Origin of the sequence: Sphingobium sp. LF-16 (assembly GCF_003711185.1) — a bacterium.
GTDB classification, from domain to species: domain Bacteria; phylum Pseudomonadota; class Alphaproteobacteria; order Sphingomonadales; family Sphingomonadaceae; genus Sphingobium; species Sphingobium yanoikuyae_A.
This window is the reverse complement of sequence record NZ_CP029335.1, coordinates 969,424-995,494: the sequence shown is the minus strand read 5'-3', so window position 1 is coordinate 995,494 and position 26,071 is coordinate 969,424. Positions and strand designations below refer to the sequence as shown.

Annotated in this window: 25 protein-coding genes and 3 pseudogenes; 17 read left to right on the top strand and 11 right to left on the bottom strand. The window is 57.2% G+C overall.

Annotated features, from left to right (window positions below):
• Window positions 1–64: 64 nt before the first annotated feature.
• Complete coding sequence (locus DIZ22_RS04835) at window positions 65–271, top strand: hypothetical protein (RefSeq protein ID WP_240626803.1); 207 nt, start codon at window positions 65–67, stop codon at window positions 269–271.
• A gap of 59 nt (window positions 272–330) precedes the next feature.
• Here DIZ22_RS04835 and nhaA read toward each other — a convergent pair whose 3' ends face one another.
• The 6 genes and pseudogenes from nhaA to DIZ22_RS04810 all read right to left on the bottom strand — a co-directional run.
• Window positions 331–1,647, bottom strand: a complete 1,317-nt coding sequence (gene nhaA / locus DIZ22_RS04830) for a Na+/H+ antiporter NhaA (protein ID WP_122927993.1) — start codon at window positions 1,645–1,647, stop codon at window positions 331–333.
• A gap of 124 nt (window positions 1,648–1,771) precedes the next feature.
• Complete coding sequence (locus tag DIZ22_RS04825; RefSeq protein WP_122927992.1) at window positions 1,772–2,038, bottom strand: hypothetical protein; 267 nt, start codon at window positions 2,036–2,038, stop codon at window positions 1,772–1,774.
• A 52-nt stretch (window positions 2,039–2,090) separates the two neighbouring features.
• Window positions 2,091–2,621, bottom strand: a complete 531-nt coding sequence (locus tag DIZ22_RS21695) for a hypothetical protein (RefSeq protein WP_164488867.1) — start codon at window positions 2,619–2,621, stop codon at window positions 2,091–2,093.
• A 445-nt stretch (window positions 2,622–3,066) separates the two neighbouring features.
• Window positions 3,067–3,350, bottom strand: a pseudogene (locus tag DIZ22_RS04820) (arsenical resistance protein ArsH); the annotation flags it as partial.
• A gap of 51 nt (window positions 3,351–3,401) precedes the next feature.
• On the bottom strand, window positions 3,402–3,647 hold the full coding sequence (locus DIZ22_RS04815; protein ID WP_122927991.1) for a hypothetical protein: 246 nt from the start codon (window positions 3,645–3,647) through the stop codon (window positions 3,402–3,404).
• 17 nt (window positions 3,648–3,664) lie between these two features.
• Window positions 3,665–3,976: pseudogene (locus tag DIZ22_RS04810) on the bottom strand (transposase); the annotation flags it as partial.
• Window positions 3,977–4,018: 42 nt separating this feature from the next.
• Between DIZ22_RS04810 and DIZ22_RS04805 the strand changes: the two are divergent.
• Window positions 4,019–4,834, top strand: a complete 816-nt coding sequence (locus tag DIZ22_RS04805) for a substrate-binding domain-containing protein (RefSeq protein ID WP_122927990.1) — start codon at window positions 4,019–4,021, stop codon at window positions 4,832–4,834.
• A 145-nt stretch (window positions 4,835–4,979) separates the two neighbouring features.
• Here the strand turns inward: DIZ22_RS04805 and DIZ22_RS04800 are convergent, their stop codons facing one another.
• Both DIZ22_RS04800 and DIZ22_RS22155 read right to left on the bottom strand, forming a co-directional pair.
• Entirely contained in the window at window positions 4,980–5,984 is a 1,005-nt protein-coding gene (locus DIZ22_RS04800) for a serine hydrolase domain-containing protein (RefSeq protein ID WP_206364615.1), read from the bottom strand.
• 717 nt (window positions 5,985–6,701) lie between these two features.
• Window positions 6,702–6,830: pseudogene (locus DIZ22_RS22155) on the bottom strand (IS5/IS1182 family transposase); the annotation flags it as partial.
• Window positions 6,831–6,907: 77 nt separating this feature from the next.
• Here DIZ22_RS22155 and DIZ22_RS04795 point away from each other — a divergent pair.
• The 3 genes from DIZ22_RS04795 to DIZ22_RS04785 all read left to right on the top strand — a co-directional run bounded on the left by DIZ22_RS04795 (window position 6,908) and on the right by DIZ22_RS04785 (window position 9,255).
• On the top strand, window positions 6,908–7,747 hold the full coding sequence (locus tag DIZ22_RS04795) for an SHOCT domain-containing protein (protein ID WP_122927988.1): 840 nt from the start codon (window positions 6,908–6,910) through the stop codon (window positions 7,745–7,747).
• Window positions 7,748–7,949: 202 nt separating this feature from the next.
• Complete coding sequence (locus DIZ22_RS04790) at window positions 7,950–8,732, top strand: transglutaminase family protein (protein WP_097383662.1); 783 nt, start codon at window positions 7,950–7,952, stop codon at window positions 8,730–8,732.
• 157 nt (window positions 8,733–8,889) lie between these two features.
• On the top strand, window positions 8,890–9,255 hold the full coding sequence (locus DIZ22_RS04785; protein ID WP_240626802.1) for a hypothetical protein: 366 nt from the start codon (window positions 8,890–8,892) through the stop codon (window positions 9,253–9,255).
• Between the two features lie 1,059 nt (window positions 9,256–10,314).
• Here the strand turns inward: DIZ22_RS04785 and DIZ22_RS04780 are convergent.
• Window positions 10,315–11,261 (bottom strand): IS630 family transposase gene (locus DIZ22_RS04780; RefSeq protein WP_103727307.1). Its coding sequence is split into 2 segments (ribosomal slippage): window positions 10,315–10,925 and window positions 10,925–11,261, totalling 948 coding nucleotides; the frame shifts between segments, so codons are not numbered across the junction.
• Between the two features lie 105 nt (window positions 11,262–11,366).
• Here DIZ22_RS04780 and DIZ22_RS21690 point away from each other — a divergent pair.
• Window positions 11,367–11,558 (top strand): hypothetical protein, encoded by a 192-nt coding sequence (locus tag DIZ22_RS21690; RefSeq protein WP_136186928.1) that lies wholly within the window; start codon window positions 11,367–11,369, stop codon window positions 11,556–11,558.
• A 258-nt stretch (window positions 11,559–11,816) separates the two neighbouring features.
• Here the strand turns inward: DIZ22_RS21690 and DIZ22_RS04775 are convergent, their stop codons facing one another.
• Complete coding sequence (locus tag DIZ22_RS04775; RefSeq protein WP_164488866.1) at window positions 11,817–14,009, bottom strand: EAL domain-containing protein; 2,193 nt, start codon at window positions 14,007–14,009, stop codon at window positions 11,817–11,819.
• A gap of 873 nt (window positions 14,010–14,882) precedes the next feature.
• Here DIZ22_RS04775 and DIZ22_RS04765 point away from each other — a divergent pair.
• Window positions 14,883–15,461: an alpha-ketoglutarate-dependent dioxygenase AlkB gene (locus DIZ22_RS04765; RefSeq protein ID WP_072895745.1), complete on the top strand. Its 579-nt coding sequence runs from the start codon at window positions 14,883–14,885 to the stop codon at window positions 15,459–15,461.
• A 65-nt stretch (window positions 15,462–15,526) separates the two neighbouring features.
• The gene (locus DIZ22_RS04760) at window positions 15,527–15,793 is read left to right on the top strand and encodes a hypothetical protein (RefSeq protein WP_122928755.1); all 267 of its coding nucleotides are present in this window, start codon (window positions 15,527–15,529) and stop codon (window positions 15,791–15,793) included.
• 63 nt (window positions 15,794–15,856) lie between these two features.
• On the opposite strand, the gene xth is transcribed toward DIZ22_RS04760, so the two are convergent.
• On the bottom strand, window positions 15,857–16,588 hold the full coding sequence (gene xth, locus DIZ22_RS04755; protein ID WP_346427723.1) for an exodeoxyribonuclease III: 732 nt from the start codon (window positions 16,586–16,588) through the stop codon (window positions 15,857–15,859).
• A 363-nt stretch (window positions 16,589–16,951) separates the two neighbouring features.
• On the opposite strand from xth, the gene DIZ22_RS21685 reads away from it, so the two are divergent.
• From DIZ22_RS21685 to DIZ22_RS04710, 9 genes are all read left to right on the top strand, one after another.
• The gene (locus tag DIZ22_RS21685; RefSeq protein ID WP_164488865.1) at window positions 16,952–17,263 is read left to right on the top strand and encodes a hypothetical protein; all 312 of its coding nucleotides are present in this window, start codon (window positions 16,952–16,954) and stop codon (window positions 17,261–17,263) included.
• 1,021 nt (window positions 17,264–18,284) lie between these two features.
• A complete protein-coding gene (locus tag DIZ22_RS04745; RefSeq protein ID WP_122927984.1) occupies window positions 18,285–19,391 on the top strand; it encodes a glycosyltransferase family 4 protein in 1,107 nt (368 codons plus the stop codon).
• Entirely contained in the window at window positions 19,388–20,308 is a 921-nt protein-coding gene (locus tag DIZ22_RS04740; RefSeq protein WP_122927983.1) for a glycosyltransferase, read from the top strand. Before DIZ22_RS04745 ends, DIZ22_RS04740 begins: the two co-directional genes overlap by 4 nt.
• Window positions 20,305–21,354, top strand: a complete 1,050-nt coding sequence (locus DIZ22_RS04735; protein ID WP_048939463.1) for a hypothetical protein — start codon at window positions 20,305–20,307, stop codon at window positions 21,352–21,354. The genes DIZ22_RS04740 and DIZ22_RS04735 overlap by 4 nt, the downstream gene beginning before the upstream one ends.
• Complete coding sequence (locus tag DIZ22_RS04730) at window positions 21,351–22,457, top strand: acyl-CoA dehydrogenase family protein (protein ID WP_122927982.1); 1,107 nt, start codon at window positions 21,351–21,353, stop codon at window positions 22,455–22,457. The genes DIZ22_RS04735 and DIZ22_RS04730 overlap by 4 nt, the downstream gene beginning before the upstream one ends.
• On the top strand, window positions 22,451–23,119 hold the full coding sequence (locus tag DIZ22_RS04725) for a PIG-L deacetylase family protein (protein WP_346427722.1): 669 nt from the start codon (window positions 22,451–22,453) through the stop codon (window positions 23,117–23,119). The genes DIZ22_RS04730 and DIZ22_RS04725 overlap by 7 nt, the downstream gene beginning before the upstream one ends.
• Window positions 23,116–23,697 carry an SAM-dependent methyltransferase gene (locus tag DIZ22_RS04720; protein WP_122927981.1) on the top strand — a complete coding sequence of 194 codons (582 nt, stop codon included), beginning with the start codon at window positions 23,116–23,118 and terminating at the stop codon, window positions 23,695–23,697. Before DIZ22_RS04725 ends, DIZ22_RS04720 begins: the two co-directional genes overlap by 4 nt.
• Window positions 23,697–24,557, top strand: coding sequence for a glycosyltransferase (locus tag DIZ22_RS04715; protein WP_122927980.1), 861 nt, complete (start codon window positions 23,697–23,699; stop codon window positions 24,555–24,557). Before DIZ22_RS04720 ends, DIZ22_RS04715 begins: the two co-directional genes overlap by 1 nt.
• 363 nt (window positions 24,558–24,920) lie before the next feature.
• Window positions 24,921–26,069, top strand: a complete 1,149-nt coding sequence (locus DIZ22_RS04710; protein WP_206364614.1) for a PHB depolymerase family esterase — start codon at window positions 24,921–24,923, stop codon at window positions 26,067–26,069.
• The last annotated feature ends 2 nt before the right edge of the window (window positions 26,070–26,071 follow it).

The following is a 26,071-nucleotide window of genomic DNA, read 5'->3' as shown; positions in this document are numbered from 1 at the left end:
CGCGCGCCGCTGCCGGATCGGTCATGGCCGTGATATGATCCCAGAATATATCCGGGGACAATCTATGCAACTGACCGACAGGACGTTATGGGCCTCAGCACAAAAGGTCATTAAACGGCGCGGTGCGGAGGCGCCGGATTATGCGGTTGCTCAGATCGCAGAGGCGGAAGCGGCTGGCGACGATGCGTCCGCACGGGCATGGCACGAGATCGCTGAGCGCATCGATCAGTTAATGGATTGCAGGACCGGCCAGCCGCTCAGGCGACAATAAGACGGGTACCATTCCGCGAATGATGCTTGATGCGCTGCTGGATGGACAGGTGATCGTCACTAAACCTTTCCTCGATTATGCCTCGTGACCCAGTGGATTGCGACCAGGCCCATGATGGCCGACGTGAGTGACGCAAGAAGAATTCCTAGCTTTGCCGCCGCCAGCACCGTCGAAGGATAAGCTAGATTCGCGATAAAGAAGGACATGGTGAAGCCGATCCCGGTTAGGAAGGCACCGGCGATGAGCGTGGGCCAGTTGAGACCTGCCCCGAGTGTTGCTAGGCCCAATCGCACGGCCAACCAGCTGAAGAGCAGAACGCCAATCGGCTTGCCGAAAACCAGCGCGAAAAAAATAGCAATAGAGACAGTCTGAAAATCGGACGCTGAAAACGCGACCCCCGCATTAGCCAAGGCGAACAACGGCATGATTACAAACCCGACCCAAGGGTGCAGCATCATTTCCAACCGTTCCAAAGGCGACAGGGACTCGCTGATAGCTCTGCCCGCTTCCACGAGCTCGCGGCGATCCGATGTATCGCCACTCCACTCGTGATCGCGTGGATTTAGGATGTTCCCCAGAATGGCGCGCAAGCGCGGCCCCCCTACCCAGATGCGCGTCGGAGTCATAAGCCCGAGAATAACGCCTGCTATAGTAGCATGGATGCCGGAGAGATCGAGGCATAGCCAAACCGCGCCGCCGAAGAGGAAATATATCGGGATGCTCCTAACACCGAGACGAGCGGCGATGGCGATTAGGCACATGGCGATGAGCGCAAAGCTCACCGCGACGAAATTCAAGGCGTTTCCGTAACTGATCGCAACAACGAGGATCGCGCCGATGTCATCGAATATCGCGAGGGCTATGAGGAACAGCCGGAGGCTTTCGGGAAGGCGCGAACCAAAGAGCGCAAGACCACCGATCACGAATGCCGTATCGGTAGCCATTACCGTGCCCCAGCCTTGGGTCCCGACATCTCCTGCGAGAATCGTAACGTAGATCAAAGCAGGCACGATCATACCGCCCAGCGCCGCCGAAAGAGGGAGCGCAGCAGTTCTCAAATCTCGCAGTTCGCCCAGGGCGAACTCTCGCTTCATTTCTAGGGACACTAGGAAGAAGAAGAAGGTCATTAGCGCATCGTTGATCCAGTGTCCCGTTGACCGGGTAAAATCCAGTGCGCCCAGTTGCATGCCGATCGGCATTTCCCAAAACGCCAGAAATTGCTCGGACCAAGTCGTATTTGCCAAGATCAGTGCGACGATCGTTGCGACTAACAACGAGGCCCCTGCAGCAGCCTCGATCCTGAGGAAGCGGGTAAAAGGCCTCGTTATTCGGTCCGCAAATTCGTGCGGAAGGCCCGGACTTCCCGAATCGATCATCTCACTCCCTTCATACCCAGCCTAGCAAACAAAAGCATTCCGGAGCGGCATGTCATCACGGCACAGCGCCGGATAAGATTCGCCTCAAGCGCGAAATAGTGGACCGCTTCAATATTTCCCAAGTTCAGAAGTTTGCGAAGCCCCGGTCCGGGTTGTCGCTCAGCAGCCTTTCCTCCTCACTGATTTCCTGTTCGCTCTGAGAGCGCGCCGTCTCGGCCATAGCGCGTATCTTCTCGCGGCGAGCTTCGCGCCGCTCTGCAAAGGCCGCCTCAGTACCCCATGCGTTAGCCGCCCGGCGGGCAATCGCTCGCTCATTTTCTAACGACGCCTTATCAGCGCGGTCGCGCTGGATGGCCTCCTGCGCGCGACAGAATGTGGATGAGGGTTCCATGGCATATCCTTCCAAAAGATCGTGCCCAATAAGCTTATGAACGGAAGCAGAATCAGGAGGGCGGATGATCCCGTCTCGCTTGAGCGATCGCATCAATGAGGCGAGAGTATCGATACTCCCTATATTGAAACTGCGCCCCTATCATCCGGGTGATGCCATAAAGATGCATCTTCGCAGCATCGCCTTCATCGAGCTCTACAAGAATACTCGTGCTTTCTGCATTGCTGCCTGAAAGCAGGTGCGCCGGACCACCAGCGTCGCCTTCTACTGACGATGACGATAATGCCGCGCGCGACGCGCGTAGAGCTTGCGATGTGCCGCTTATGTGTCCATTGGCAAAATCGTTGGCCAGGACCCTTCTTTTACGATGGATTTCCGAACCGGGCGTCTCGACGTCGATCCCCGAGGTTGCTGGGGACGTAACATTAAGCTTTTCATCTGAGTCACATCCATCATCCCAGCTGTCTTCACAACTGTGATGCGCGGCTTCACGGCGGGCCGCCTCAGAAAAAGGTGCTAACGAAAAATCGGACGAAGCAACCGGCTTTTCCACGGCCGTTACTGCATCTACTAGTACAGACATAATTCGTCTCCAAGCATGAGCGGGAGCACGAACTATCTCTCTGCTGTACTCAAGCCCAAGGCGTTAGGAGTGCAGTATGTTCGATATAGGATGTGAAATCGGAAATACCATGGGCGGCGAGCGATTTTGAGCAACTGTCGCGCTTCGTCTTTGTGAGAGTACGAAAAAATGGATTGCTAAGTCCTTCTCCCGTTCGCTGCGCCGAGCATTCATCTCACCTCCACTTAACATTTTACCATGACGGGGCTTTTGGAACATTGGAAAAATGAGAGGCCGCCGCCTTTTGCAAATGTGATCCTCAGAAGGCGCACCTCGCAATCATCTTACAGCCAGCTGAAATTGCGCAGGCGGCCAGCGTCGATCGCTCAGGCCCGAAAAGCGGAACGTCCGGACCTGCATCACGAAAACTGACGACTAAAGCGGTAAAGATGGGGCAACCGCGGAATCAGGACTGGGTCGCTATCGCCATAGCTGAATGGTCCGTAGCAGCATCGATCGGAACGCCTCCTCCTTGCGTTCAGAGTGTCGGTCAACGAGTTGCGCCGCATGCGGCCGCATCAGCACCGTGAAGCGCACCAATTCCTCCATCACGTCGACTATACGCTTGTAATAACTGGACGCTCGCATCCGTCCGTCATCGTCGAACTCCTTGTAGGCCATCGCCACCGAGGACTGATTGGGGATCGTGAACATCCGCATTCAGCGGCCCAGCAGGCGCAGTGAATGTACGCATCCGGTGAGGACCGCGGCTACTGACGGTTTGCTGGGGGTTTTGGCATCTTACTTGCCGAGGAAGGCCTCGACGCCTTCTTGAGCGAGCACATCGCGGAATGCAGCATCGGCATCGCGGTCGGTGGGGAATAGATTGTCCCAGACCGTCGAGGTGCCGTGCTCGTTGACGACCTCGAGGGACCAAGCACGTTCGGTGGCGAGCCGCACGATGTTGATGGTCAGCCGTACGCCCGCCTGTTCGATGGACCGGCAGAGAGAGGATTCAATCAGTTCGGGTTGCGGGTCAAATTCCATGCCGTGATGCTATGAGGTCACGGCTCCAGCTTCAACGCTGTTGGTTTCCAATTCCATGGGAGCAGATCGCCAAGCCGATTAGCCGGATGACCGGCGATGCGGGCAAGGACGTCGGCGAGCCAAGCCTGGAAATCGAGGTCGTTGAGGCGACAGCTTCGAATGAGTGAAAACATGATGGCGGCGCGCTGACCGCCGCGATCGGAGCCGCAAAATAGCCATGCTTTCCGCCCGAGTGGCACACAGCGTAGCGCCCGTTCCGCTGCGTTGTTCGTGAGGCATACCCTGCCATCGACGAGGAAGCGGGTGAAGGAGTCCCAGCGCCGGAGCATATCCGTGACATTTCCGCTTCGAGCCTGCGGCGGGGCAAAACGATGGCGATCGGCGTGATCGTCCCGCGCCTGACCGACACGGTCATGGCGATGCTGTACGAAGCGATCGCCAAGGCCTGCGCAAAGAGCGGGCGGATCGCGCTCGTCGCGACGACCGACGACAATATCGATGCTGATGAGCGTGCCGCCGAGACGCTGATCCAGCGTGGGGTCGATGGCCTGATCCTGGCCACAGCGCGCACCGGTGACGATCTGCCCGACAAGCTCGAAAAGCGCGGTGTTCCTCGTGTCCTGGCGCTGCGCACGGATGGCCACAGCCCGTCAGCGATCGGCGATGATCGACTTGGGGGCTATCTCGCGACCCGGCATCTCATCGATCTTGGACATCAGCGGATCGCCATCATCGCCGGTCCCTCCTTTGCTTCAAGCAGCCGCGAGCGATTGGCGGGCTACAAACAGGCGCTGGAAGAAGCATCAATCACCCTCGATCCATCGCTCATCGTGGAATCCAGCTTCAGCATCGAGGCTGGGGCAGAAGCGGCTGAAGCAATCATGGCTCTGGACCAGCGCCCCACTGCCATATTTGCAGTGAACGACAATACCGCCATCGGCGCACTCTCGAAACTCACCAATATGGGGATTACGGTCCCCGGCGACATCTCGCTCGTTGGCTACAATGATATCCCGATCGTCAGCCATCTGCCGACGCCGCTCACGACGATGCGGGTCCCGTTTGACCAGATTGCGGCAGCGGCGCTTGAGCTACTGGATACGCCACCAGCGGCAGGCAGTTCGGCGACAATCCTCGTAGCGCCAACGCTGATTCCTCGCCGGTCATCCGGACAACTTGCAAAATAGCTGCCCGTCTGGAATGGAGAATTAAGAATTGGGCCGTGAACGGCCGGAATTGGTCGATGGTTGCCGGCAGCGTATGCCGCGTCGACAGTCATTGTAGCGCGACCCGAAAAAGGCCGCTTCTAACACCCAAACATCTTAAATCTTCTCAATCGTATGCTGGAGCGGCCGCAATCGCAGGAACGTAGAAAGCTGCGATCTTGTCGATGAACTGTTGCGGATCGCTACCGACAAGGTTGGTCAGCACTATAATTGCGAGATCATCCTCCGGGTAGATGAAGAAGGCCGCCCGGCCTCCGCCAATTCCACCGACTATCGGATGCGGCGCGGCGCGGACGATTGGCCAGCCCATCGCCCACTCGTTGCGATCTCCGTTGTTGAGCGTGTCTGCCGTCCAAAGGCGCTTCAAACTCTCAGGCTTCGCCAAAAGCTTGCCTGTTTGAAGAGCGATGACCCAGCGCGCAATCTCGCGTGCGGAGGCGTTAAGTCCGGCACCGGTTCGCGTAAAGTGCGGCAGATCGTCCCGCCAACGGCCAAGCTCTTTCGTTGCGGCACCTCCATGACCCGATCCATAGAAGCTGTAGGGCGTCGCAGCGTCCGGAACGATGTCGAAGCCATCGCCGAAGTGAACATGCATCATGCCGGCCGGCTTGAACTGATGCGCAGAGAAATACTCAGCGAACGACATGCCGCTCAGCGTGTCGATGATCCGCGCTAGCAGTGCGTAGTTGGTCTGGTTGTATTCGAAACGCGTACCGGGCGCAGATTCAATTGGCAAAGCCTTGACCGTGGTCCAAGCGCCTTCCTCGGTGCCATCGCCAATTAGTCCGGTGCGTCCAATGATATCAGGCAGGCCCGAGGTGTGGGCGAGAAGCTGACGAACACGTATGTTTTGCCATGTGGCGGGTAGATCTTCGAGATAGCGCGAAATTGGCGCATCAAGGTCTAGCTTTCCCGCTTCGACCAACTGCATCGCCGCGACGCCCGTGAAGGATTTCGTTGCCGAATTGATCGGAAACACCGTATCCTCTGTAACTGCCACCCCATGCTCAAGGTTCGCAATTCCAAAAGCTTCCAAGAGTATTATGTGCCCGTGCTGTACTACCGCAATTTGCGCTCCTGGAATATGCTTCGTAGCCATTTGCTCGCGCATGAACGCCCGCGCCTCGGCATTCGCGGTGAGGAGAAAGCGCTGAACTGGGACTGCCGACTGAGGCAACCGCGAAGGGCGAACCGCAACAGTCAAAGGAGCAAGCTTATGGGGCGATTCCGCGGGTCCAGGAGATGGTGCAGCCGCGACAAGCGGCAAGGCCAGTATCGCTCCAATCGATTTCCGAAACCGCATATTTATTCCTCCGACTACAGATGTAGTCGTATGTCTTGAACGGCAATTATGCAAGCCGTATTTGACGGTCTATAGCGCGCCGCCTGCTCGCCATGGCACGCCTGCGAGCCATCAAGTCCTTGTCCGCTGCGGTTTCGAGCCGGCGTTCATAATCGAACCTAGATGGGGCGCCAGCTAAGATTGCCCGAAGACGCTGGTGCGCCTATGACCGCCTGGCATCCCGATGTTGCCCAGCAGTGTGTATTGGAACAGATCGACATTCGATCACCGATTTTTGGAATGGGCGCCATTGGCCCGTGGGAGAGCGGCTGATTTCTATTCTGGCGAAAGCTATAACTGCCATCGTGGTCTGCCAGAAAAAACTTGGATGTCCATACTTCCAGATTTGTCTGCATGAGAGAGGCTTTGTTGCATAGTTATCGATGGATGCGGACCCCAGAATACTTATAATTATTATGCGATCCTAGCGGTATTTGGCGTCCTATCTCGAAGAAGCGATTGAGGATCGCAGCGCGCCTCGAGCTAAGTAACTTGACGCTTGAAGGTGCGCGCAGAAACGCGCTGCCTGAGCAACTCGAAGCCGTACAGTTTGGTCTAGACCAGGCTGCGTTGGTCATATTCGCTCCATTTCTTCCAGATGTTGCGGCCAAGCCGCGTCATCGCGCACTGCGCTTCGTTGCGGGCGTCGACGCCAAAAAGGAACCGATGAGCATATCATTCGTCCAAGCCGCATGGATTCCCAGACTCAACAAAAAGGTGCTCCATTGCCTCGCCGGCTGACAGAAGCAGGCGAGCGTTTGGTAGCTGAGGCTGCTGCAAAACACGGCGTAAGCGTTGATGCGACATCCGCTCTGCTTTTGGCGATCATTGAGGGCAATGGCCACCAGGCACAGTTCAATCATCCAGATCTTGGAGGCATGGGCCAATGGTTGACAGGGGGCATGCTCATGATCGGCGACATGTTCAACAATAGCTTAAAGGCGAAAATCAGCGCTCTCGCCGATGACTTGGCCCGTGCTGCCATCCAGGAACCTATGTTGATAGAGCCTGCTAGACCACCCTCCCTTTCTATCAATTCCAGCACGTCTTCTCGTTGGCCCGAAGACCTCGGCACGCCATCCACCACCGGATCGCAGAACCAGATGCACTATGCCGTTTTTCCGGCAAGCCGGCGGCTAGCAATTGTCACGGACGGTCATATGACCATTTACGACACGCAAACCCATGTGATTTCCGGACTCGCCCAGCAGCAGGGAAGCGGTCAGAGCCTGACCCTGACGAGCCAACATGGTCCGGTACCATTGTCTAGCCTCCAGCGGGTCCACCATATTGACCCCCAGCAAAGCCCGCCGGAACCGGTTTCGAAGGAGAGTGACGTCGTTCGGGAGGAACCGGGCAGTGAGGTCTCCACCGCAGTTCCGGCGCAGGATCGACCGTCCCGAGCTCGGATAGAAGATGATCACGCAGCTATCTTCGCCAAAATAGAAGGTCTGTCTGACCTTTACGAAAAAAAGATTATCACAGCCGAGGAATATGCTGTCAGGAAAGCCGAACTGCTTGACCGACTGTAGGATCGCCAACACCCTAGCTATCTTGAATAGCACGTATCTAACGATACTGTAATGAAGGCATCGAACCGGCAATTTTATAGCCAGCTTCATATATACTTTCCGCTATTTATCTAAATCGCGCCGACACTACGAGATCCGTACGTTGGATCGAATCCCCGATCGCAATCTAGTCTGCCATTTCGTCTTCAAAGGTGCATCCATCATGAAAATGAATATCCATGCCCATCTCGACTATGAACTGGACGAACCCACCGACATACTTCTGCAACTCGAAGCAGCTGCCATACCCGAGCAGACCGTAGAGTGGTCAGACTTAATTCTGCCTAATGCCGAGCACGTCGCGCGTGTACCTGCTCAGGACTGCATAGGTGAGCGCATCTGGCTGCGCCTTTCGGGCAAGATGGTCGTCGACTATCGGGCATCCGTGACCGTCAATCGCCTGCTAGCTGATTGCAGAACGCTTCCCAAAGTGCCACCGCATCAGCTCCCAGGCGAGACCGTGCCCTACCTTCTGTCGTCGCGCTATTGCGAGTCCGATCGGTTTCAAACGTTCGTAGATGCCGAATTCGGCAAGATTGAAGGCGGCGAGCTCATAATGGCGATGCGGGATTGGGTACACGGCCATCTGAGCTATGTGCCAGGTTCGAGCAACGTCATGACAACAGCGGGCGACACATTCATCTCGCGGCAGGGAATTTGTCGCGACTACGCCCATCTTATGATCTGCCTGGCGCGTGCGGCAGGCGTCCCTGCCAGAATCGCAAGCGTCTACGCGTTGGGCGTAAATCCTCCGGACTTCCATGCGGTGGCAGAGATATTCCTAGGCGGTGAGTGGCACCTCGTGGATCCGACGGGAATGGCGAAGGAAGCCGCGATGGTAAAAATTGGGGTTGGCAGGGATGCAGCGGATATTGCGTTCCTTACCACATTCGGCAATGCGCGGCTGATTGCACAATCGGTGTCGGTCGAGCCCAATCTTGATTGAGTCTCAGCGGGCTCCAGCCAACAGATTCGCTAGGTAAGCAGAATGCCCATGAAGCGCTAAGGGGCCAGTCTTCTGGATCCGTAAAACGGCAGACGTGAATCCCACAAAATGTCTCCTACACTGAGGAACGAGCGTTTCTCCCAAGGGTTTGTGCAGCATGAGAACGACGACAATGCTCATGACAGCCGCAGCGTTCTTCTGCACGATTGCCGCTTGCGACGGACCAAAGGAAAAGGCGGGGGCAGCAAAGGATGAGGCCGCAGCCAATGCTTCTGGCGTCCCTTATCAGGGAGATGGCCCTGCCGAGCGTGCTGGTCGAGCAGCAGATCGTGTAGATCGGGCCGCAGCGAAAGCCCTCGATTCCCGAGCTGATGCGCTAGAAGACCAGGGACGCGCCATTGAAGCGCAGGCGGATGCGGAAGCTGACAAACTGGAACAACAGGCGCAATCCATTCGCGACGCAGCCAAAGCCAAAGCTAAGAAATTGAATCAGCAGGCAGAAAGCCTAAAATCCTCCTCTTAATTGCCCTATTTTTGTTAAACGATCATGCGTCGAACGCTTCGACTTTTTGCGCCAGCGAATCCGGACGTAGAGTTTCGCTCTATTTACCGGATCCGTCATTGGATAGGACGCGATCAGGTTCGGATTACGCGTCAACGACTTCTTGGTCACGACTTCGGTGATCCAGCACGCGCACGGCCTAGTGTCGCTTCCCCGCCCCTTCACTGCAATCTTCTGGCAAGGCGCAACGATATAGGCGTCATGGAAGGAAGTCGGCCAGTGTCCTATACACGTTGAGGTTCTGCCAGCGTACCCCGCCCCCCCTACAACCTGCGTAGGTGCCAAATAGCTCGCGGGTCAGCCGTCGGGACGCTATAGAAAGGTTTATCTGCGCGCGACCCTCGGAGCGCTCGCGCTGCGATTTCCGACGACGAATTAGCCGCGTTACACGACCTCATCGTTGACACCAACAATCTGACCGTAGGGCACTAAGCAGCATAGGCAATATCATGCGGCGCAGTTTCACGTCATATAGCTGTTTGATTTCACCCATAAAGGTAAGAGACTCCCTCAGCGTCGGAAGGCGCAATGGCGGCCTCGCGGTGGGCGATCAGCGTGCCGAGCTGGAGGAAGTAAAGCTCAGTCCTCACAGGTGACGCCCCCCGCCCCACCTCTGCCCGGCCTCGCGTCTCGGCTCCATGAAGCGGGCGCGGTCATCGGTACATTCCGCACCCGACATGTCGTAGGACTACGCGCCAGGATCATGTCGACGAGCAGCCAGTAACGAACCTGCCTTTGGCTCCCCGCCCGCTAAACATGATAGTTGAGAATGCTGAGCGCCAGCCCTTTGGATCTGAGACACCGCGCGGAACGCCCCGCAAATCATTGCGCGACTTATGCCGCGGATGCGCCCAATGCCTGACACTAACGGAAGCAGTAGCAAGCCATCAGCTCCTGCAGTCCCTAATAAGAATTCTTCGCTACGTCCCAATTGACTGCGTTAGGATGAATGAATGTTTAAGTCTTCTGGAACGAAAAGACCGCAGAGTGGTTTTCCTGGCGCATTAAAGCGGTTTCCATTCATTCCGGTTCATAGCCGCATGATTTGAAGTAGTTTGCACATTCGTCGGGCTTGAAGATATCGACGAGCCTGCCGATCAGGTCCCACAGGCCGCTGACGGTGCGCTCTCCTGCCTTGCGGAGCATGGCCTTAAGCCGGGAGAAGGCCTTTTCGATTGGATTGAAGTCCGGGCTGTATGGCGGGAGGAAGCGCAGGGTCGCGCCGGCAGCTTCGATCCTTTCCTTCACGGCGGCCCGTTTGTGGCTCGAGAGGTTGTCCATGATGACCACGTCGCCGGGACGCAGTTCGGGCACCAGCACCTGGGCGACATAGGCTTCGAACCAGTCGCCGTTGATCGGCCCGTCCAGCACCATCGGCGCGACCATGCCATCCATGCGCAGGCCCGCGACCAGCGTGGTGGTCTTGCGGTGGCCGTGCGGGAAGCCCATCCGCAGCCGCTCGCCCTTCCGGCAGCGGCCATGGCTGCGGGTCATGTTGGTGGCGGTCCACGTCTCGTCGATGAAGACGAGGCGTTCGGGTTCGAGGTCGATCTGGCCGTCGAACCAATGCTGCCGTTGCCTCAGGACGTCGGGACGGTCCTGCTCGATCGCGTGACCGGTCTTTTTTTGCGCGTGATCCCGTGACGCACGAAGAAGCGATGCACCGTGCCGATACCGACCGGGGCCCCACGCTCGATCAGCCGCGCCTGAACCTCGACCAAGGTCATGTCGCCCTGCTCGGCGATCAGTTCCCGAATGAAGCCGCCGTGCGCTTCGATCTTACCTGAATGCCGGTCACCGCCGCGCGGCTTGGCAACGGCCCGGCCATGCTCCAACGCAAGCCGTCGCCAGCGGATCGCGCTCGACACGCTGACCCCGAAGCGGGCCGCTGCCGCATGGCAACTCAGCCCACCATCAATCGCTGCGACAACTCGGTCCCGAAGATCCTGTGATAGCGTTCGTGCCATCCATGCTGGCCTCCTGCCACCAGCAGGAAGGCTGAATCACAACGGCGCCGCGAAGGGAATCCCTGACGAGTCAGATCGTGTGGAAACCGCTCTAAAGGAGCTCCCATGATTCAAGACGTCAATTTTTGCTGGGATCAGGCTCAACTAAATCAAGATAGAGCAGATGCGACCGACCTTCCAAATGTCCGGGCGGTCGCGCTGGCAGCAGCGCTCAGCTGGCGCAAGGAGGCTGAAATAGCCCAGCGCATGGCTGATCGCCGCGATCGTCAAATTAAGGGTTCACCTTTGATTTATTAAAGATCTCGCCACCGTTTTATAGCGAGCGTTCGAAAGTTCATTAGTTAACCGTGGCTGGGGCTGCGCTCAGCCAGCCAGCCACCCAGCTTCAGCGACCGCCTCAAAGCTACCAGCTCTCGTTGATCGCCGATAGGGGCGCTATCGGCGCATTGAAAGCAGTGTGCTGCAATTCAACGACCGTGTGGAGTTCATTCTCCGGGGCACCCGTTTAAGGCGCACTGTCCCCCGATTTATAAAAGCTTGTAAACTGGGTGTTGTTTACGATGACGTTACGAGATCAGGGTTAAGAATGTCGTCATATGGTGAAGCGGAAGGCCGCCCCAAGAGATATCCCTGGACCTGATGGCACCCCAAATCCTGCATCAAATTAAAGTGCGCCAAGGTTTCCACCCCTTCCGCCACCGTAGCCACGCCCAGTCTATTCCCCAGGTCGATCACAGCCGCAACGATCGACGCGCAATCGGCGCGGTCGAGCGCGTCGCGCACGAAACTGCCGTCTATCTTGATTTTGTCAAAAGGAAAGAGTCGAAGATGCGCCAGTGAAGAATAGCCGGTGCCAAAGTCATCCAGGGAAATGCGAACACCAAGTGCCCGGATCTGCTCCAGCTCTGCGACGGATGCTGCCTCGTTTCTCAAAAGCGCTGTTTCGGTGATTTCGAGTTCGAGCCTTTCGGGGGGCAATCCAGACTGATCAAGGGCCGAACGGACGACTGATAGCAATTCCGACCGCCCCATCTGCGAAGCGGAAATATTAACCGCCACCGTCTCGCCTCCATCCCATGACATGGCCTCACGGCACGCTTCATGGAGCACGTGGTGGCCCAGTTTGAGGATTAAGTCGCTGCGCTCGGCGGCCACAATGAACGTGGCGGGGGACACCCAGCCCAACTCGTCGTGATACCATCGTGCCAAGGCCTCTCTGGAAACGACTTTACGATGCCGCAAGTCGATAATCGGCTGATAGAATATGCTCAATCCTTTTCCCGACGAAAGAGCAATGCGCAGCTCATTCTCCAGGCGGTTGGCTGCAACAAACTCGTCCTGCATCTCCGTGGTGAAGTAGCGCACGCCCCCTTTTCCAGCAGTCTTCGCGACGTAAAGCGCCATATCGGCGCGAACCATCACCTCTTCCGCCGACGTCGCATGCTTCGGGAAGAGCGCAACACCAATTGATGCGCCAATCTGCGCAACGCGCTTCCGCTCGAGAACGAAAGGCTCTGAAAGGCGCGTTAGAATGTCGCTTGTAATTGTATCGCATTGCGAAGTCGAAACATTGGTCAGCACGATCGCGAATTCGTCGCCTCCCTGCCTAGCAATGACGGCAGAGTGGCGGTCACAGGGTTCAGAAAGGCGCTTGGCAACAGCGACAAGGAGTTCGTCGCCAAATTTATGCCCGAGCGTGTCATTGATTACTTTGAAACCATCCAGGTCAATCAGCAGCAACGCCCCCGGGGTTAGCGCATCCGACGTGAGCTTTAGCAGCGCGTCGTTGAGAGTGACCCTGTTTGCCAGACCGGTGAGAGCGTCATGATGGGCAAGATAGCGGATCTTTTTTTCTGCTTCCACTTCGCTGGTGACGATCGCCCAAGTCAGCATCGGCCCCAGATAATTGCCATCATCGGCGTGTATGGCCGAAGCGTTGAGGTCCAGTACTTCGTTTCCGAGATTTATGCGGATGCGATGCGGTAAGCGCGTCGGATCCGAGAGGAGCCGGCGCTGTCGGTCAGGGACTAGGTGAAATATGTCGATGCTGGCTCCAATCATGGCTTCAGCGTCGATGGGAAGAAGATGCTCAATGCGCCTCAAAAGTTTGCGAGAGGCGTCGTTGAGATAGGTAATCTTGAAATCGATCGGGTCAGCGGTCATGACCGCGACTGGCATATCATCGATCATTCGCATCAATCGGGCTTGCTCTGTTTGCTTTGCCGATGCATCGGCTTCGGCCGCTATCCTCCTTGCAAAATCGTCATAGTTTATCGATAAAACGACCAACATGCCGATCGAGACGAGTGCAGTATTAAGCGCCATGGCAAGAAAAGTTGGTTGCCCGGCCCAAGCGAAGAATCCAATAAATGCGCCGTTGACGATCAAGGTCACGATCAGTGCTGCCTCACGGACATGCATCAAGCAGAAGATGCACACAACTACGGTATTAGCCATATAAAAAGCCAGATAGGATTTGGTGTATGGCGTACCGTATGAGAAAAGAAGGAAAGACCAAACGGTAAAGGATGAAGCAATTATCGGCGCCAGTAGCATTGTCGCCCTGAATGCCTTGGCTGCTTCTTCAGGTGATGGTATCGTCTCGTATGCCTTCAACCAATGAAGCATTCGAAGGACGCAGGCAGCGGTAAAAAGTGCGGGAATTGCGACGGTCAGCCACAAAGGCGCGATATCTGTATGAACGTACGCGACGATCCAAGTGCTCGAAAGCAGGATGGGATACATCATCGGCATCTGTCGCGAATACGCTCGATACTGAGCGCCAGCGAGACTTGGAGTCGATCTAGAAAATGATTTGATGAGTGTCGACAGCATCCCGCGTGGCGCCTTCTAAAAGTTACGAGGGTGCTGAAAGGTCGTTTCAATCCTCGCTCCTCTATCAAAGCGGCGGATAAGTCAGATTGTTCCGGGTTTAAATTTTCGGACTGGACATGCCCCCATTTTCCTCACCGCTTAGTTAAAATTTGATTTAATAGTTAATTCCCCCGAAGAAGGTTTTGCGTTTTTTGTTAGGCTCTTGACGTAATATGGACGAGCTTAATAGAAGCGGCCAGTGCGGGAATGGCGATTTTTTCACTTTGCTCTTGTCAACAAGAGTGAATGGCCGGATCTAGCGATATGCGATGCCCCGACAAGCGTAAGTATTAGGCGCGTCGCAGCCCGGCAGCTGGATGTTCGCCGAACAACGGGTCTTTGGCACAAGTCAACGTTTCCGCATCCCCCGACGAACGAATTAGGTTTTCGGCGGGCACCTTTAAGAGACTGTCCTCGAGCCTCATGCGTGACCAGCGATACACCTGATGAGGACGATGGCAGCGGCGGCATAAATTAGAGCAATTGCAGATATATCGGTTAGCTCGAGATCGTTGGCGACGAGGTCGCCTCCTGCGGCGTGCCCCCCCCCCCCCCCCCCCCCCTGATCAACAAATCCCCAGGGGCCGAGGAGATGAACGCGGCCCACGATGGGATGGCTCGGCATTTGCTGAACTGAGATGGCCTGGCGCAAATGGCTGTGCTGGTGTAATCGGCGGTAATGGATCCTATATCGCAATCCGAAGCATGGGCTCCGCTCGCCTGCTGCACCAACACGCGATGGCTTGGATGAAGACGACGCTAGATCTGTTCGATATGCCCGTGGTTCCTGGTCTTGCGATGCGTGACGATATGCTGACCAAAGTACAGGAAGCGGAGCTAATCGATAAGATCAATGGCTGTAACTTAACCCCGTTCCGTTTCCAGCGATGGACAGGCAAGCGCCTGACCTACAGCTACGGCTGGAACTATGATTTCGAGCATATGCGCTTCGCGCCGTCCGAACCAATGCCGGACTGGCTTCTCGAAGTGCGAAGCCGCACCGCTTCTGTTGTCGGGCTTGCTGCGGACGATCTCGCCCAGGCTCTGCTGATCCGCTATGATCCGGGCGCCGGCATTGGCTGGCATAAGGACAGGCCAGTATTCGAGCATGTCGTGGGCATTTCGCTTGGCAATGAAGCCGTGCTGCGTCTGCGCCGCCGAACGAGTGCCGGGTTCGACCGCGCCAAAGTCTCGCTGCCGCGGCGCTCAATCTATCATTTGTCTGGTGAAGTGCGTCACATTTGGGAACATAGTATCGCACCTATCGAGGTGCCGCGCTGGTCGATCACCTTCCGAAGCATGTCTGAAAAGGTTCGCACAGCGTGAGCAGTCGCCCCTACCCCGTCACGCCGGATGGACGCTACTTCGTAGTGCGCGGGCGGCTCTGGCGCATGAGTAACCCTGCTCTAAAGCCTGACGAGCGTCAGCGCTTGGTGAAGGAACTGATGGACGCCCGCCGTGCCGTCGGCGCGGCCAGGCGCACGGCCGATCATGTAGCCGAGACAATCGCGCATGAATCGGTTCATCAAGCCAAGGTGGCGCTCGGCGAACGTGGCCCGGTCTGGTGGGACGATGGCACGCCCGACCTTAACCGCCATCTCGCACGCACAGGCCCCTATGCACAATGGTATGCTAGCCTCCCCGAAGGAATTGATTAGCGCATTCGTTTGCGTTTCGTCTTGTCAGGCAATTTAATGATAACCGGCGCATGGTCGCTGGTCCTATCCCCGCCCGCGTGTACGGCGATCGACCTCCGCCGATATCAGCCGCGTCACCGCCTCGTCGTTCAAAAGGTCGTGATCGATCCGAAGGCCTGCGTTGCGCTCGAACGAATTGCGCCAATATTTCCCGAAGGTGTAGATGCGCTCGTCAGGGTGAAGATGGCGCAACGCATCGGTCCACCCCAGCTCTAGCAGCCGCGCATAAGCCTCGCGAACTTCGGCGGCAAACAGCGCATCGTCGCGCCAGTGATCAGGTACATAGACGTCGAAATCGGTCGGCATAACGTTGAAGTGGCCAGCAACCACCACCGGAGAATCCAGGGCCACAAGCGTCGAAAGATGATCATGCAGCCAGTCGGACCAGCGCAAGTTATAATCGAATTTGGGACCGGGTCTTGGGTTGCCGTTTGGGAGATAGAGGCCGACGATCAGCACACCGTCCACTGCGGACCCGATGTAGCGGCTCTGCACATCCTCCGGTTCGCCCGGAAGCCCCCGGCGCGTATCGTGAATCTCGCCAACCCGGCTCAATATCGCCACACCATGCCAGCTTTTCTGCCCCAGCCAAATCGCTTCATAGCCATGGTCGAGGATAGCGCGCTCGGGAAAGCGCTCATCAGACGGATTGAACTCCTGCAGACATACCACGTCCGGCTCGGCAAGGGCGAGCCAGCGCAAAAGCAGCGCAACCCGCCCGTTGATGCCATTGAGGTTGTAGGTTGTGATCTTCATGGCGTGAGCAGGCGGAACAGATATGCCTCGGCCTGACCCCCTCAAATATCCGACCGATCTCGACCGGGTAGCCGCGCTCATTCAAGGAAGCGAGTGCGAAGTCGGGCAGCATGAGTATAATTTCATAACGTCTATACGCGACTTTTCGTCGCATATTCCTCTCCTGAGCGCACGGGCTCCGCAGTGCAGGCTTTCACAGGGTGGAACCAGGAAATCGATCATGTCGGAACATTTTCTGGGGGAACCGCGCAGCTTTTCATACTGAGCCAGGTTAAGTTCCGACTTTTGTTTGGAACATTGGTAGCTTGAACGCGTCTCCGTACAGCCGCCCTTTTAAGATTGTTGCGTTTCCTGGAGACTGGGATGTCAGATTGCCGGATATTGGAATGGCTGTCGCTGAACACCGAAAATTTCCGGCTTTGGCATAATGCGCAACGAGAAAGCGCAATAAGCGTGGAGCGATATTTGCTGCATCGCGAACATATCCAGGAGCCAATCTCATTTGTCGACGGTGAGATGCGCCGATGCGCGATCCGGTCGGACAGCCTGTGGGAAATAAGCGTCCGACATCTCGATGGCTCGCAGAGCCACATCGGTGGTCCGACATTCGAGCTATGCCTCAAGGCTGCGCGCGAAATGCTTCTCTTGAGCTTTGCAGGTGCAGTTGCCGCCTGAACTGTGCATTGCGTCGATTGGTGTTCAGCCGATCGTCCAGACGTTTGAGCATAGAGGATTGTGCCACGTCCTCGCCTTCATACCCCGGCGCAATCAACGAACGATAAAAATTAGCCCCGTCAGGCCAGTATTATAGCAGAAGGGAAAACTGGCTCGTGCTTCGCCAATTGGGAATCCGTCGAAGCCAGTGATCCCGATTCGGCAAAGATAACTTGAGAGAAAGAAGACTTCGCCGTTTCCCCCCTTGCCGCGACCGCGACGGATATCTTCACCTTCGATGCCGCGAGAGTTGGTTATACTCATAGAAAGCTCGCCCAAGCTTTAGCATGGGCTCGGCGCGGGCTTTGTCGGCATGCCCCTTGCTTCCAGCTTACTTTGACGGGGGCGTGCAGAGAGCCAACTTCTCTGCGGGAAGATAGGTTTATGGAATAATCAATTCGTGCGCCGGTTGAAGCGAAATGACCGCCTGGTTATCATGGTTCGATAGTCGTTGACCATCTTGCCGGGCGTACGCAACCATATCCGCCTCTCATTGCGATCCTGCGCAGGGAGACAAGCGACATGCTCGGCCCGGAGAAGGATGGGATCCCTCCATTCGATCGCCTGCTCAGGAGTATCAGCGGCCTCGATCTGCGAGAGCAGGTCCGTCGGACCAGTCAGCTCATAATCAAGATGGGCATGGACGCAAAGTTCCATGCAAACTGCCAGCCCTCAAAAAACCGACCCAACTTGAATATAACTTTGCTATATTCCACAAATATCACTCTTTTCCTCTATGCAACACGGTCCACGATCGAAGATATCAATTCGAATAAAGATATATTTCGAAATTTGCATATAAATATTTGCGATAATCAAATTATGCTACACCCACCTATCAATACTGATCCAGTTTATAAATTGATCCAGATTATAACGATTTCCTGTCATTTGCAGCTAAATCTGAGGAAATTTATCAAAACATGTGGGTTGAACAGCTGCCGATCGCATTCCTAGCGCATCGTCGCCGGGAGAGTGTGGAGTGCGTATCGCGATCATAGCCCATTTGAAATATGCTATTGGCGAGCCATTCGCCGGCGGTCTGGAAATGCATACGCATATCCTCGCCCGGTCGCTTCGGGAACGTGGCCATGATGTCACCCTTTTTGCCTCGACGCGATCCGACCCAAGCCTGGGACTAGAAGCAATCTGTGAGGAAACCTCACTTCTCGAGACAGGTACTGCTGAGGCAAATGATGTCGCCTTCTTTCGCGAACATCACGCTTATCTGGGCCTCATGACCGCATTGCGGACACGCTCGTTTGACATCATACACAACAATTCCCTGCACTATCTTCCGGTCAGCATGTCCGACACGCTGGCGGCCCCTGTCTTGACAACCCTCCATACACCGCCCTTCTGTTGGCTGGAGAGCGGGATCAGGCTCAATCGCGGATCGATGACCTATGTGGCGGTCTCTGAAGCCACAGCCGCGATGTGGCGCCATGTAGCGAATGCCGAGTATGTCATTCCCAATGGTATCGACCTCAGGCACTTTCCCTATCAGCCCATCGCCAACCGCGAGCCTTATCTCGTTTGGTATGGCCGGATTGTTCCTGAAAAAGGGCTGGACTATGCGATCAACGCTTCGCGGCTAGCGGGGTTGCCCTTAAAGATCGCCGGCCCGATCTCGAACCAAGGCTATTTCGAAAAGCTCATCGCACCCCGATTGGGAGGTGATATCGAATATGTCGGGCATCTTTCTCACATCGAGTTGTCGAAGCTTGTAGGCGGTGCTGTCGCCGCCCTTTGCACGCCGCGGTGGGAAGAACCTTACGGTCTGGTCGTGGCTGAAGCGCTTGCCTGTGGGACCCCTGTCGCCGCATTCGCGCGTGGTGGCGTACCATCGCTCCTGAAGCCTGACTGCGGCGTTCTCGCCGAGCCGGACAATGTTTCCTCTCTCGCATCGGCAGCACTTGCCGCCTCGGCGCTCGAGCGGAGCGCTTGCAGAGCATATGCCGAGCGATATTGCTGCTCGCGGCGCATGGTCGACGAGTATGAGGCTTTGTATCGACGCCTTGCAATGGCGCAGGTCGCGATCCCGAACGAGTCGGATATTGGGCTCCTGCCTGTCGCGGATGTCGCATGAGGCAGGTCTGTATCTGCGTGCCGGCGCGCAACGAGGCAGAGCATATCGGCCGCCTAATCGAAGCCTTAGCCTTGCAGGGAACGCGGACGCCCTTCGCTGTCGCAATCTGCGTCAATAACAGTAGCGATGCCACATACACCGTCGCTCTCGATGCCGCGCAACGCTTCAACGCACGCTTCCCGCTCAAAATGATCCAGCGAAAGTTCGCCCCCGTCTTTGCGCACGTCGGGTCTGCTCGTCGCGCCGCGATGGATTTTGGCGCCGAATTAGTGGGCCCGCGCGGCTTACTGATTTCCACTGATGCTGACTGCCGCCCCCCGGTAGACTGGGTGGACGCCATCCTTGCGCATTTCACTCTTGATCGGATCATTGGCGGTCGGATCGAGCTGGATGAGTTGGAAGCCGCCCAATCACCGGAGATATTATCGCTGCGTCGTCGCTTTGACGCCTATTGGGGTACGGTGCGCGCGATCGAGGATGCGATCGATCCGGTTGATTGGGACATGCCGCCCCGGCATGGCGATCATACGGGCGCGAGCCTCGCGCTATCGTCAGATCTTTACATCCGCGCAGGCCGCGTGCCACTCCTTCGCACAGGCGAGGACCGTGCCCTGGTCGAAGCAGCGATCGAAGTGGGCGGCAAACTAGTTCACCCCAATGCCGTATGGACGCGGGCATCATCCCGTACCGCGGGGCGCGCCGATGGCGGCATGTCGGCTGACATGCGGCGGTGGCTGGGCTGCACACAGAGGGGGGACACTCCTTTCGTTCCGGCTCTATCGCATTGGGAGGCGCGCGCACGATGGCGGTTTAAGGCCAGGCGCGAAATGAGCGCAGCAGCTTTTGTAGATGCGGAACGCGCCCTCCCCCCATTGCCCTGTGACATGCCGCTTCCAGAGCCGGCCGCTATCTCATGAGCCGCCCGATCGGCTATTATGTCCATCATCATGGAGACGGTCACCGTCAACGCGCTATCGCGCTTTGTCGGTCGCTGGGGGGCGTCACGTTGCTGGGGACCGGGCTGACGGCACGGACTGAGGGCCTTCCCTGCCTCGACCTGCCTGATGACCGTCTCGATGATGAGTTCTGGGGTATCGACGGTTCCGAGCGGCCTTCGTCTCTCCATTACGCGCCGCTGGACCATGAGGGGATCCGGCAGCGCACCGCATTGATGGCAGCCTGGATCGCGCAGGCGCGCCCGCGTCTGATGGTAGTAGACGTATCGGCCGAGGTGGCGATGCTTGCCCGTCTCGCATCTGTGCCCACTGTCTATGTCCGTTTGAACGGTAGAAGACTTGATGCTGCGCATCTTGAAGCTTTCCGCGGAGCAACTGCTCTACTTGCCCCCTTCCACGAAGCCCTGGACGATGATGAAATTCCCAGCTGGGTTCGCAAAAAAACCTTCTATGCCCCTGGCGTCGTCCGATCAGCGTGCAGCCAGGCAATTGAGTGCGATGGCGTCGTACTAATTGTCCTCGGGCGCGGGGGCGGCATTTCTGACGGGAATAGATGGGCCGAAATTGCTCTCGCGACCCCCGAGCGCAAGTTTCGCATTATTGGTCCCTGCACGGTGCCTGCATTCTTTCCAGACAATCTAGAATTACGCGGATGGGTCGATGATGCCGATGCGCAGATCGCAGCTTCAGCGGTCGTTATCGGCGGTGGGGGAGACGGCGTTGTCAGCGCGGTATTGAGGGCGCGTCGTCCTTTCATCTGTGTGCCGGAACCACGCCCATTTGACGAACAGGTATCGAAGGCGGGAAAGCTTGCGGCTGTAGGCGGCGCGATCGCATGCTTTGAATGGCCGCCAGCCGGCAAATGGCCAGGAATGATCAATCAGGCGATCAAGCGCGCTAGATGTTGGCCTGACTGCCTGATGGACACAGGTGGAGCGGAACCCGTCGCCCGCTGGTTGGACGACCTTGCCGGCGCATCGGCGGCAAACAGGAGCCGTGCTACGTGATCCCCGATATCCAAGGTCAGGCCCCCGGAACGATCGACATTGTCGATCGACTGGCAATGTTCGGCGCGCGCTATGACGCGGCACCCAACTTCCCCAGCGAGAGCATGTCGGCCCTTATCGAAAGCGGTCACCATCGCTGGTTTGCCCCCCAAATATGCGGGGGCCTCCCTTTCGAAGACGAAGCCACGCGCTGCCGCACGATGGCGAGAGCCTTGCGCGAAGTAGGTCGCGGCGATCTCAGCATTGCTCGGCTCTACGAAGGTCATGTTAACGCTATGTCCCTGTTCGAGTGCTTTGGGGTGCCCGATCAGTTACACTGGCTGGCAAAAGCCCTCGATCGCGGAGCATGGTTCGGAGTTTGGGCGACCGAGCCATCTCCCGGCGTGCAATTGACGCGAGAGGCTGTCCCATCACTATTTGGCGAGAAGATATTTGCCAGCGGGGCCGGAGGGCTGGATTACGCGCTTGTAACGGCCGCGAGTGAAGGCGAGCACCGTCGGCTCGTCATTGTTCGCGCTAATGAGAAAGTCCGCGCCGACCTATCAGGATGGCGGGTCCGAGGCATGCGCGCGAGCGTGAGCGGACGCTATGTGCTGGACGATATAAAGGTTGAACCTGACATGCTGCTGGGCAAGCCAGGTGACTATGATCGGGATCCCCGTTTTACCGCCGGGGCCTGGCGCTTTTGCGCTGCACAGCTTGGCGGAATTGAAGCGCTCGTCACAGAAATTCGGCGCTCCATGCGCGACGCGGCGCGCGACGATCCTGTCCAGCGCGCGCGGTTCGCCGATGCCACCGTTGCCGTGCGAACCGCTGGCTTCTGGGTGGCGGAAGCCGCACATCGTTTCGCATCTGGTCATGACGATGCCGTAGCCGTGGCTCGGATGACACGCGGTGTCGTCGAGGATGCCGGGTTCATTGTGATGGAGGCCGCCGCGAGGATCCTCGGGACACAAAGTGCCCTTGACGGGCAACGTGCTGACAAAATCGTCCGCGACCTATCTCTCTATCTTCGGCAGGCAGGTCCAGATCATGCCCGCGACGAGGCCGCCAAGGCGCTTCTTGACCATGATATCTGGGTTGAGGGCGAACGCTTGTGGTGAACGCTGAGACTCTTTCGCGCAGCCGCTGGTCGCAGGCGCGTTGGCTCATATTGGCACCCCACCCTGATGATGAAACGCTAGGGGCGGGCGCGCTGATAGCGCATTGCGCCACCCGCGATCGATTAGGCGCTATCGTCTTCCTAACCAACGGCGCGGGATCGCATCCCGAAGGTACGCCGCGCATAGCGATCACCCGACGCAAGGAAGCCCGGCACGCCATTGGCAGATTAAATGCTGCCGCCGCCCCGGCGATTTGGATGGGGTGGCGCGACGCCCACCCCCATCCTATCGACAGCCAAGCTTTCAGCCGAGACGCTGATCGACTTGCGGCTTTCATCCGCCGGAGCCGGATCGATGCGATTGCAGTGTCCGACTACAGCGAGACGCATTGCGACCATGTCGCCGCCTATCGACTTGCGAAGGCCGCTACGCGCCGGGCAAAGCGGCCAGTTACGTTATTCGCGTTTCATGTGTGGAGCGATCCGCCACCCTTTGCCCGACGGATTGCGACGCCAGCCATGCCCGTTGGACGCAGGCGACACGCGCTTTTGGCGCATCGCAGCCAGATGTCACCGATAATGGGCAATGGCTTCAGGCTCCCGCGCGAAATGCTGCGCATGCCCGCCCGGGACATACTGACATTGAGAAGGGATCGACAATGAATGTCACGAGCCTCAACGCAGAATATTTCGATGATATATTCGCCTCAAATGATGATCCGTGGGATCTGGCATCCAGCCACTATGAAGCAGCCAAATTCGCCCATACCCATGATGTCCTGGCGGACCGCCGATATGCCCGTGCGCTTGAGATCGGCTGTGCACATGGTGTTCTCACCAGCCATTTGACTCCAATTTGCGATAGCTTGCTGGCAATTGATATCAGCACTAAGGCGCTCACGAAGGCGCGAGAACGGGTGGGCGACCGTCCTGGCGTAACGCTCGCACAGATGGCGTTCCCGCGCAAGACACCGGATGGCGAAGGCTACGACCTCATCATTCTGTCCGAGGTCGCCTATTATTGGGACCTTGTAGATTTGGATCGGGCAAGTGAATGGTTGCGCGATCAGGTTGTTTCCGGCGGCCGAATAATCCTTGTCCACTATAGCGAAGAGACTGATTACCCTCATAGCGGCGACGAGGCGGTCGAGGCTCTTTGGAGCGAACTAGGTTCGGATTTCGAGGTGGAGCTGGCCGAACGGCAGGACAAGTACCGACTCGACCTGTGGAACCGCCGATAATGGGCATTTCCGTACTCACTATCGTTCGCAACCGTAGCCTGCATCTGGCGCAGCTTGTAGAGGGCTTGCAGCGGAGTGATCGTCAACCCGATGAACTGATTGTCGTTGATATGAGCGATGATCCGGTCACATTGCCACCGGCTCAGTTCCGCGTGCATATCGACCAATTCGAGGCCAGAGGCCTTCCGCTGGCAGCAGCCCGAAATCGAGCAGCTTCGCTGGCCAGTAATGACAAGCTCGTATTTCTGGATGTCGATTGCATCCCCATGCGACAGTGCATCGGGCTCCTGGCTGATACCCTGAGCGAACATGATGCTATTCTATGCGCGGATATCCGTTATCTTGGCCCAGATGATGCCCGCAGCTCCTGGACCGAGACAGAATTGCTGAAGCGCGGTCGGGCCCATCCGGTGCGCTCATTTCCGGACAAAGGCGTAAGAGAAGAGGCAAATGCCGGGCTGTTCTGGTCGCTAGCCTTCGCGCTGCGGCGCAAGACGTTCCAAGCGCTGTGTGGGTTCGACGAAGAATTCATCGGCTACGGCGCTGAAGACACAGATTTCGGGTTCAGAGCGGCGGCAACTGGCCTAAAGCTGCTTTTTGTCGGGCAGGCCATAGCCTGCCACCAATATCACGACAGTTACGATCCACCGCTGCAGCATCTCGATGATATTGTGCGAAATGCACGGCGCTTCCATACGCGCTGGAAGCAGTGGCCGATGGAGGGCTGGCTCGGAGCGTTTGAGCGTCTCGGCATCGTGCAGCGCCAAGGAGATAAGCTTGTCCAGCTTCGCGTACCGACACGAGCCGAGATGATAGGCGCAAAGGTTGAACCGGCAAACTGGACATCAGATCAAAGCTAGCAGGATAACCACGTTGAACAGGCGGCTGACATTTGAAACAAGCGATTAGCGGTCCCCCTGCGTAGGCGTGGATTGGCACCAAAGCCACCTCCCCACCATACGAGACAGAGTTTGCATAGTCGGTGCTTGGTGCGCGGGGTCGCGGACCGTGTCAGGCTCCCGCTCGCTCATATCTCAAGCGCTTTGTGACTTACGTCGCATGACGCGCCTCCATGAATTCCCGACAGATATGTTTCTCTCGATATCATGAAGATCATAGCATCGCGCCTTGCGGGCTGGCCGAACCACCCCCATATTGTGCAGTGCAGCATAAGCAAATTATCGAGGGTGGACGGCTGCTGTTGTAGGATAGGAGTTTTTTGCGTGGCCAAATTATCCGCTACAATCGCCCGACTGGCAGCCATGCGCGCCAGCCACTCGCCCCCGACATCATTCGATGGTCCAAATCGCTTGGCAGACCTCGATGCTTTTGGGACAAACCCAGGCGCATTGAAGGCAAAAATCTATGTGCCAGAGCAGATTGCTGAGAAGCCTGCGCTCGTCGCGGTATTGCATGGCTGCACGCAAACTGCCGGAGGCTATGATCGCGGCGCGGGCTGGTCTCAGTTAGCAGATGAGCATGGTTTCATTCTGCTGTTTCCAGAGCAGCAGCGCGCAAACAACCCTAATCTCTGTTTCAACTGGTTCTCACCCACTGACAATGGCCGCGATCTGGGCGAGGCGCTGTCCATCCGACAGATGATCATGGCGATGGTACATAGCCATGGTGTCGCCCCGTCGCGCATATTCGTGACAGGTCTTTCCGCAGGGGGCGCAATGGCCTCTGTCATGCTTGCCAGCTACCCGGAACTGTTTGCAGGCGGCGCGATCATCGCCGGCCTGCCGTACGGATTGGCGTCGAATATCCCGCAGGCGCTTGAAGCCATGCGGGGATGTGGAGCTTTCGAAGCGGAGGATCTAGGTGATCGGGTCCGTCGCGCGTCAGACCATAACGGACCCTGGCCACGCATTTCGATATGGCATGGCAGCGCCGATGCGACGGTCCACAGTTCCAATGCGGAGGCAATTCTTGCTCAGTGGCGCTCGGTCCACGGTCTGGAGGCGGCACCAAATGTTTCAGAGCAGATAGCCGGACACCGCCGGCGCTCCTGGAACGATGCAGCTGGACGCCCGCTTATCGAGGATTATCGCATTGCCAATATGGGCCACGGAACGCCACTCTCCACAACTGGGCAGGATGCTTGCGGCATGGCAATGCCGCATATGCTCGAAGCGGGCATCTCATCCACTCGCCGGATCGCATCGTCCTGGGGCCTGTTAAAGGCAGGCTCGGAGCGCAATTTCGTGCAATCGGATGGAGAAGCTCATAAGGGCACTCCGAGTGTGCCGGTATCAAAGGGAAGCCGGTTGGACGCGTTGCCCTCCGAACTCTCACGACCGATTATATCAGGGAATGCAGGCGTAGAAAAAGTCATCCACGATGCACTCCGTGCCGCGGGCCTCATCCGCTGAGC

Excerpts from the sequence above, each read along its gene's own strand:
- DIZ22_RS04835 (WP_240626803.1), top strand. The coding sequence starts at position 65 with ATGCAACTGACCGACAGGACGTTATGGGCCTCAGCACAAAAGGTCATT.
- nhaA (WP_122927993.1), bottom strand. The coding sequence starts at position 1,647 with ATGATCGATTCGGGAAGTCCGGGCCTTCCGCACGAATTTGCGGACCGA.
- DIZ22_RS04825 (WP_122927992.1), bottom strand. The coding sequence starts at position 2,038 with ATGGAACCCTCATCCACATTCTGTCGCGCGCAGGAGGCCATCCAGCGC.
- DIZ22_RS21695 (WP_164488867.1), bottom strand. The coding sequence starts at position 2,621 with ATGTCTGTACTAGTAGATGCAGTAACGGCCGTGGAAAAGCCGGTTGCT.
- DIZ22_RS04815 (WP_122927991.1), bottom strand. The coding sequence starts at position 3,647 with ATGGAATTTGACCCGCAACCCGAACTGATTGAATCCTCTCTCTGCCGG.
- DIZ22_RS04805 (WP_122927990.1), top strand. The coding sequence starts at position 4,019 with ATGGCGATCGGCGTGATCGTCCCGCGCCTGACCGACACGGTCATGGCG.
- DIZ22_RS04800 (WP_206364615.1), bottom strand. The coding sequence starts at position 5,984 with ATGCGCGAGCAAATGGCTACGAAGCATATTCCAGGAGCGCAAATTGCG.
- DIZ22_RS04795 (WP_122927988.1), top strand. The coding sequence starts at position 6,908 with ATGGATTCCCAGACTCAACAAAAAGGTGCTCCATTGCCTCGCCGGCTG.
- DIZ22_RS04790 (WP_097383662.1), top strand. The coding sequence starts at position 7,950 with ATGAAAATGAATATCCATGCCCATCTCGACTATGAACTGGACGAACCC.
- DIZ22_RS04785 (WP_240626802.1), top strand. The coding sequence starts at position 8,890 with ATGAGAACGACGACAATGCTCATGACAGCCGCAGCGTTCTTCTGCACG.
- DIZ22_RS21690 (WP_136186928.1), top strand. The coding sequence starts at position 11,367 with ATGATTCAAGACGTCAATTTTTGCTGGGATCAGGCTCAACTAAATCAA.
- DIZ22_RS04775 (WP_164488866.1), bottom strand. The coding sequence starts at position 14,009 with ATGATGTATCCCATCCTGCTTTCGAGCACTTGGATCGTCGCGTACGTT.
- DIZ22_RS04765 (WP_072895745.1), top strand. The coding sequence starts at position 14,883 with ATGAAGACGACGCTAGATCTGTTCGATATGCCCGTGGTTCCTGGTCTT.
- DIZ22_RS04760 (WP_122928755.1), top strand. The coding sequence starts at position 15,527 with ATGAGTAACCCTGCTCTAAAGCCTGACGAGCGTCAGCGCTTGGTGAAG.
- xth (WP_346427723.1), bottom strand. The coding sequence starts at position 16,588 with ATGAAGATCACAACCTACAACCTCAATGGCATCAACGGGCGGGTTGCG.
- DIZ22_RS21685 (WP_164488865.1), top strand. The coding sequence starts at position 16,952 with ATGTCAGATTGCCGGATATTGGAATGGCTGTCGCTGAACACCGAAAAT.
- DIZ22_RS04740 (WP_122927983.1), top strand. The coding sequence starts at position 19,388 with ATGAGGCAGGTCTGTATCTGCGTGCCGGCGCGCAACGAGGCAGAGCAT.
- DIZ22_RS04735 (WP_048939463.1), top strand. The coding sequence starts at position 20,305 with ATGAGCCGCCCGATCGGCTATTATGTCCATCATCATGGAGACGGTCAC.
- DIZ22_RS04720 (WP_122927981.1), top strand. The coding sequence starts at position 23,116 with ATGAATGTCACGAGCCTCAACGCAGAATATTTCGATGATATATTCGCC.
- DIZ22_RS04715 (WP_122927980.1), top strand. The coding sequence starts at position 23,697 with ATGGGCATTTCCGTACTCACTATCGTTCGCAACCGTAGCCTGCATCTG.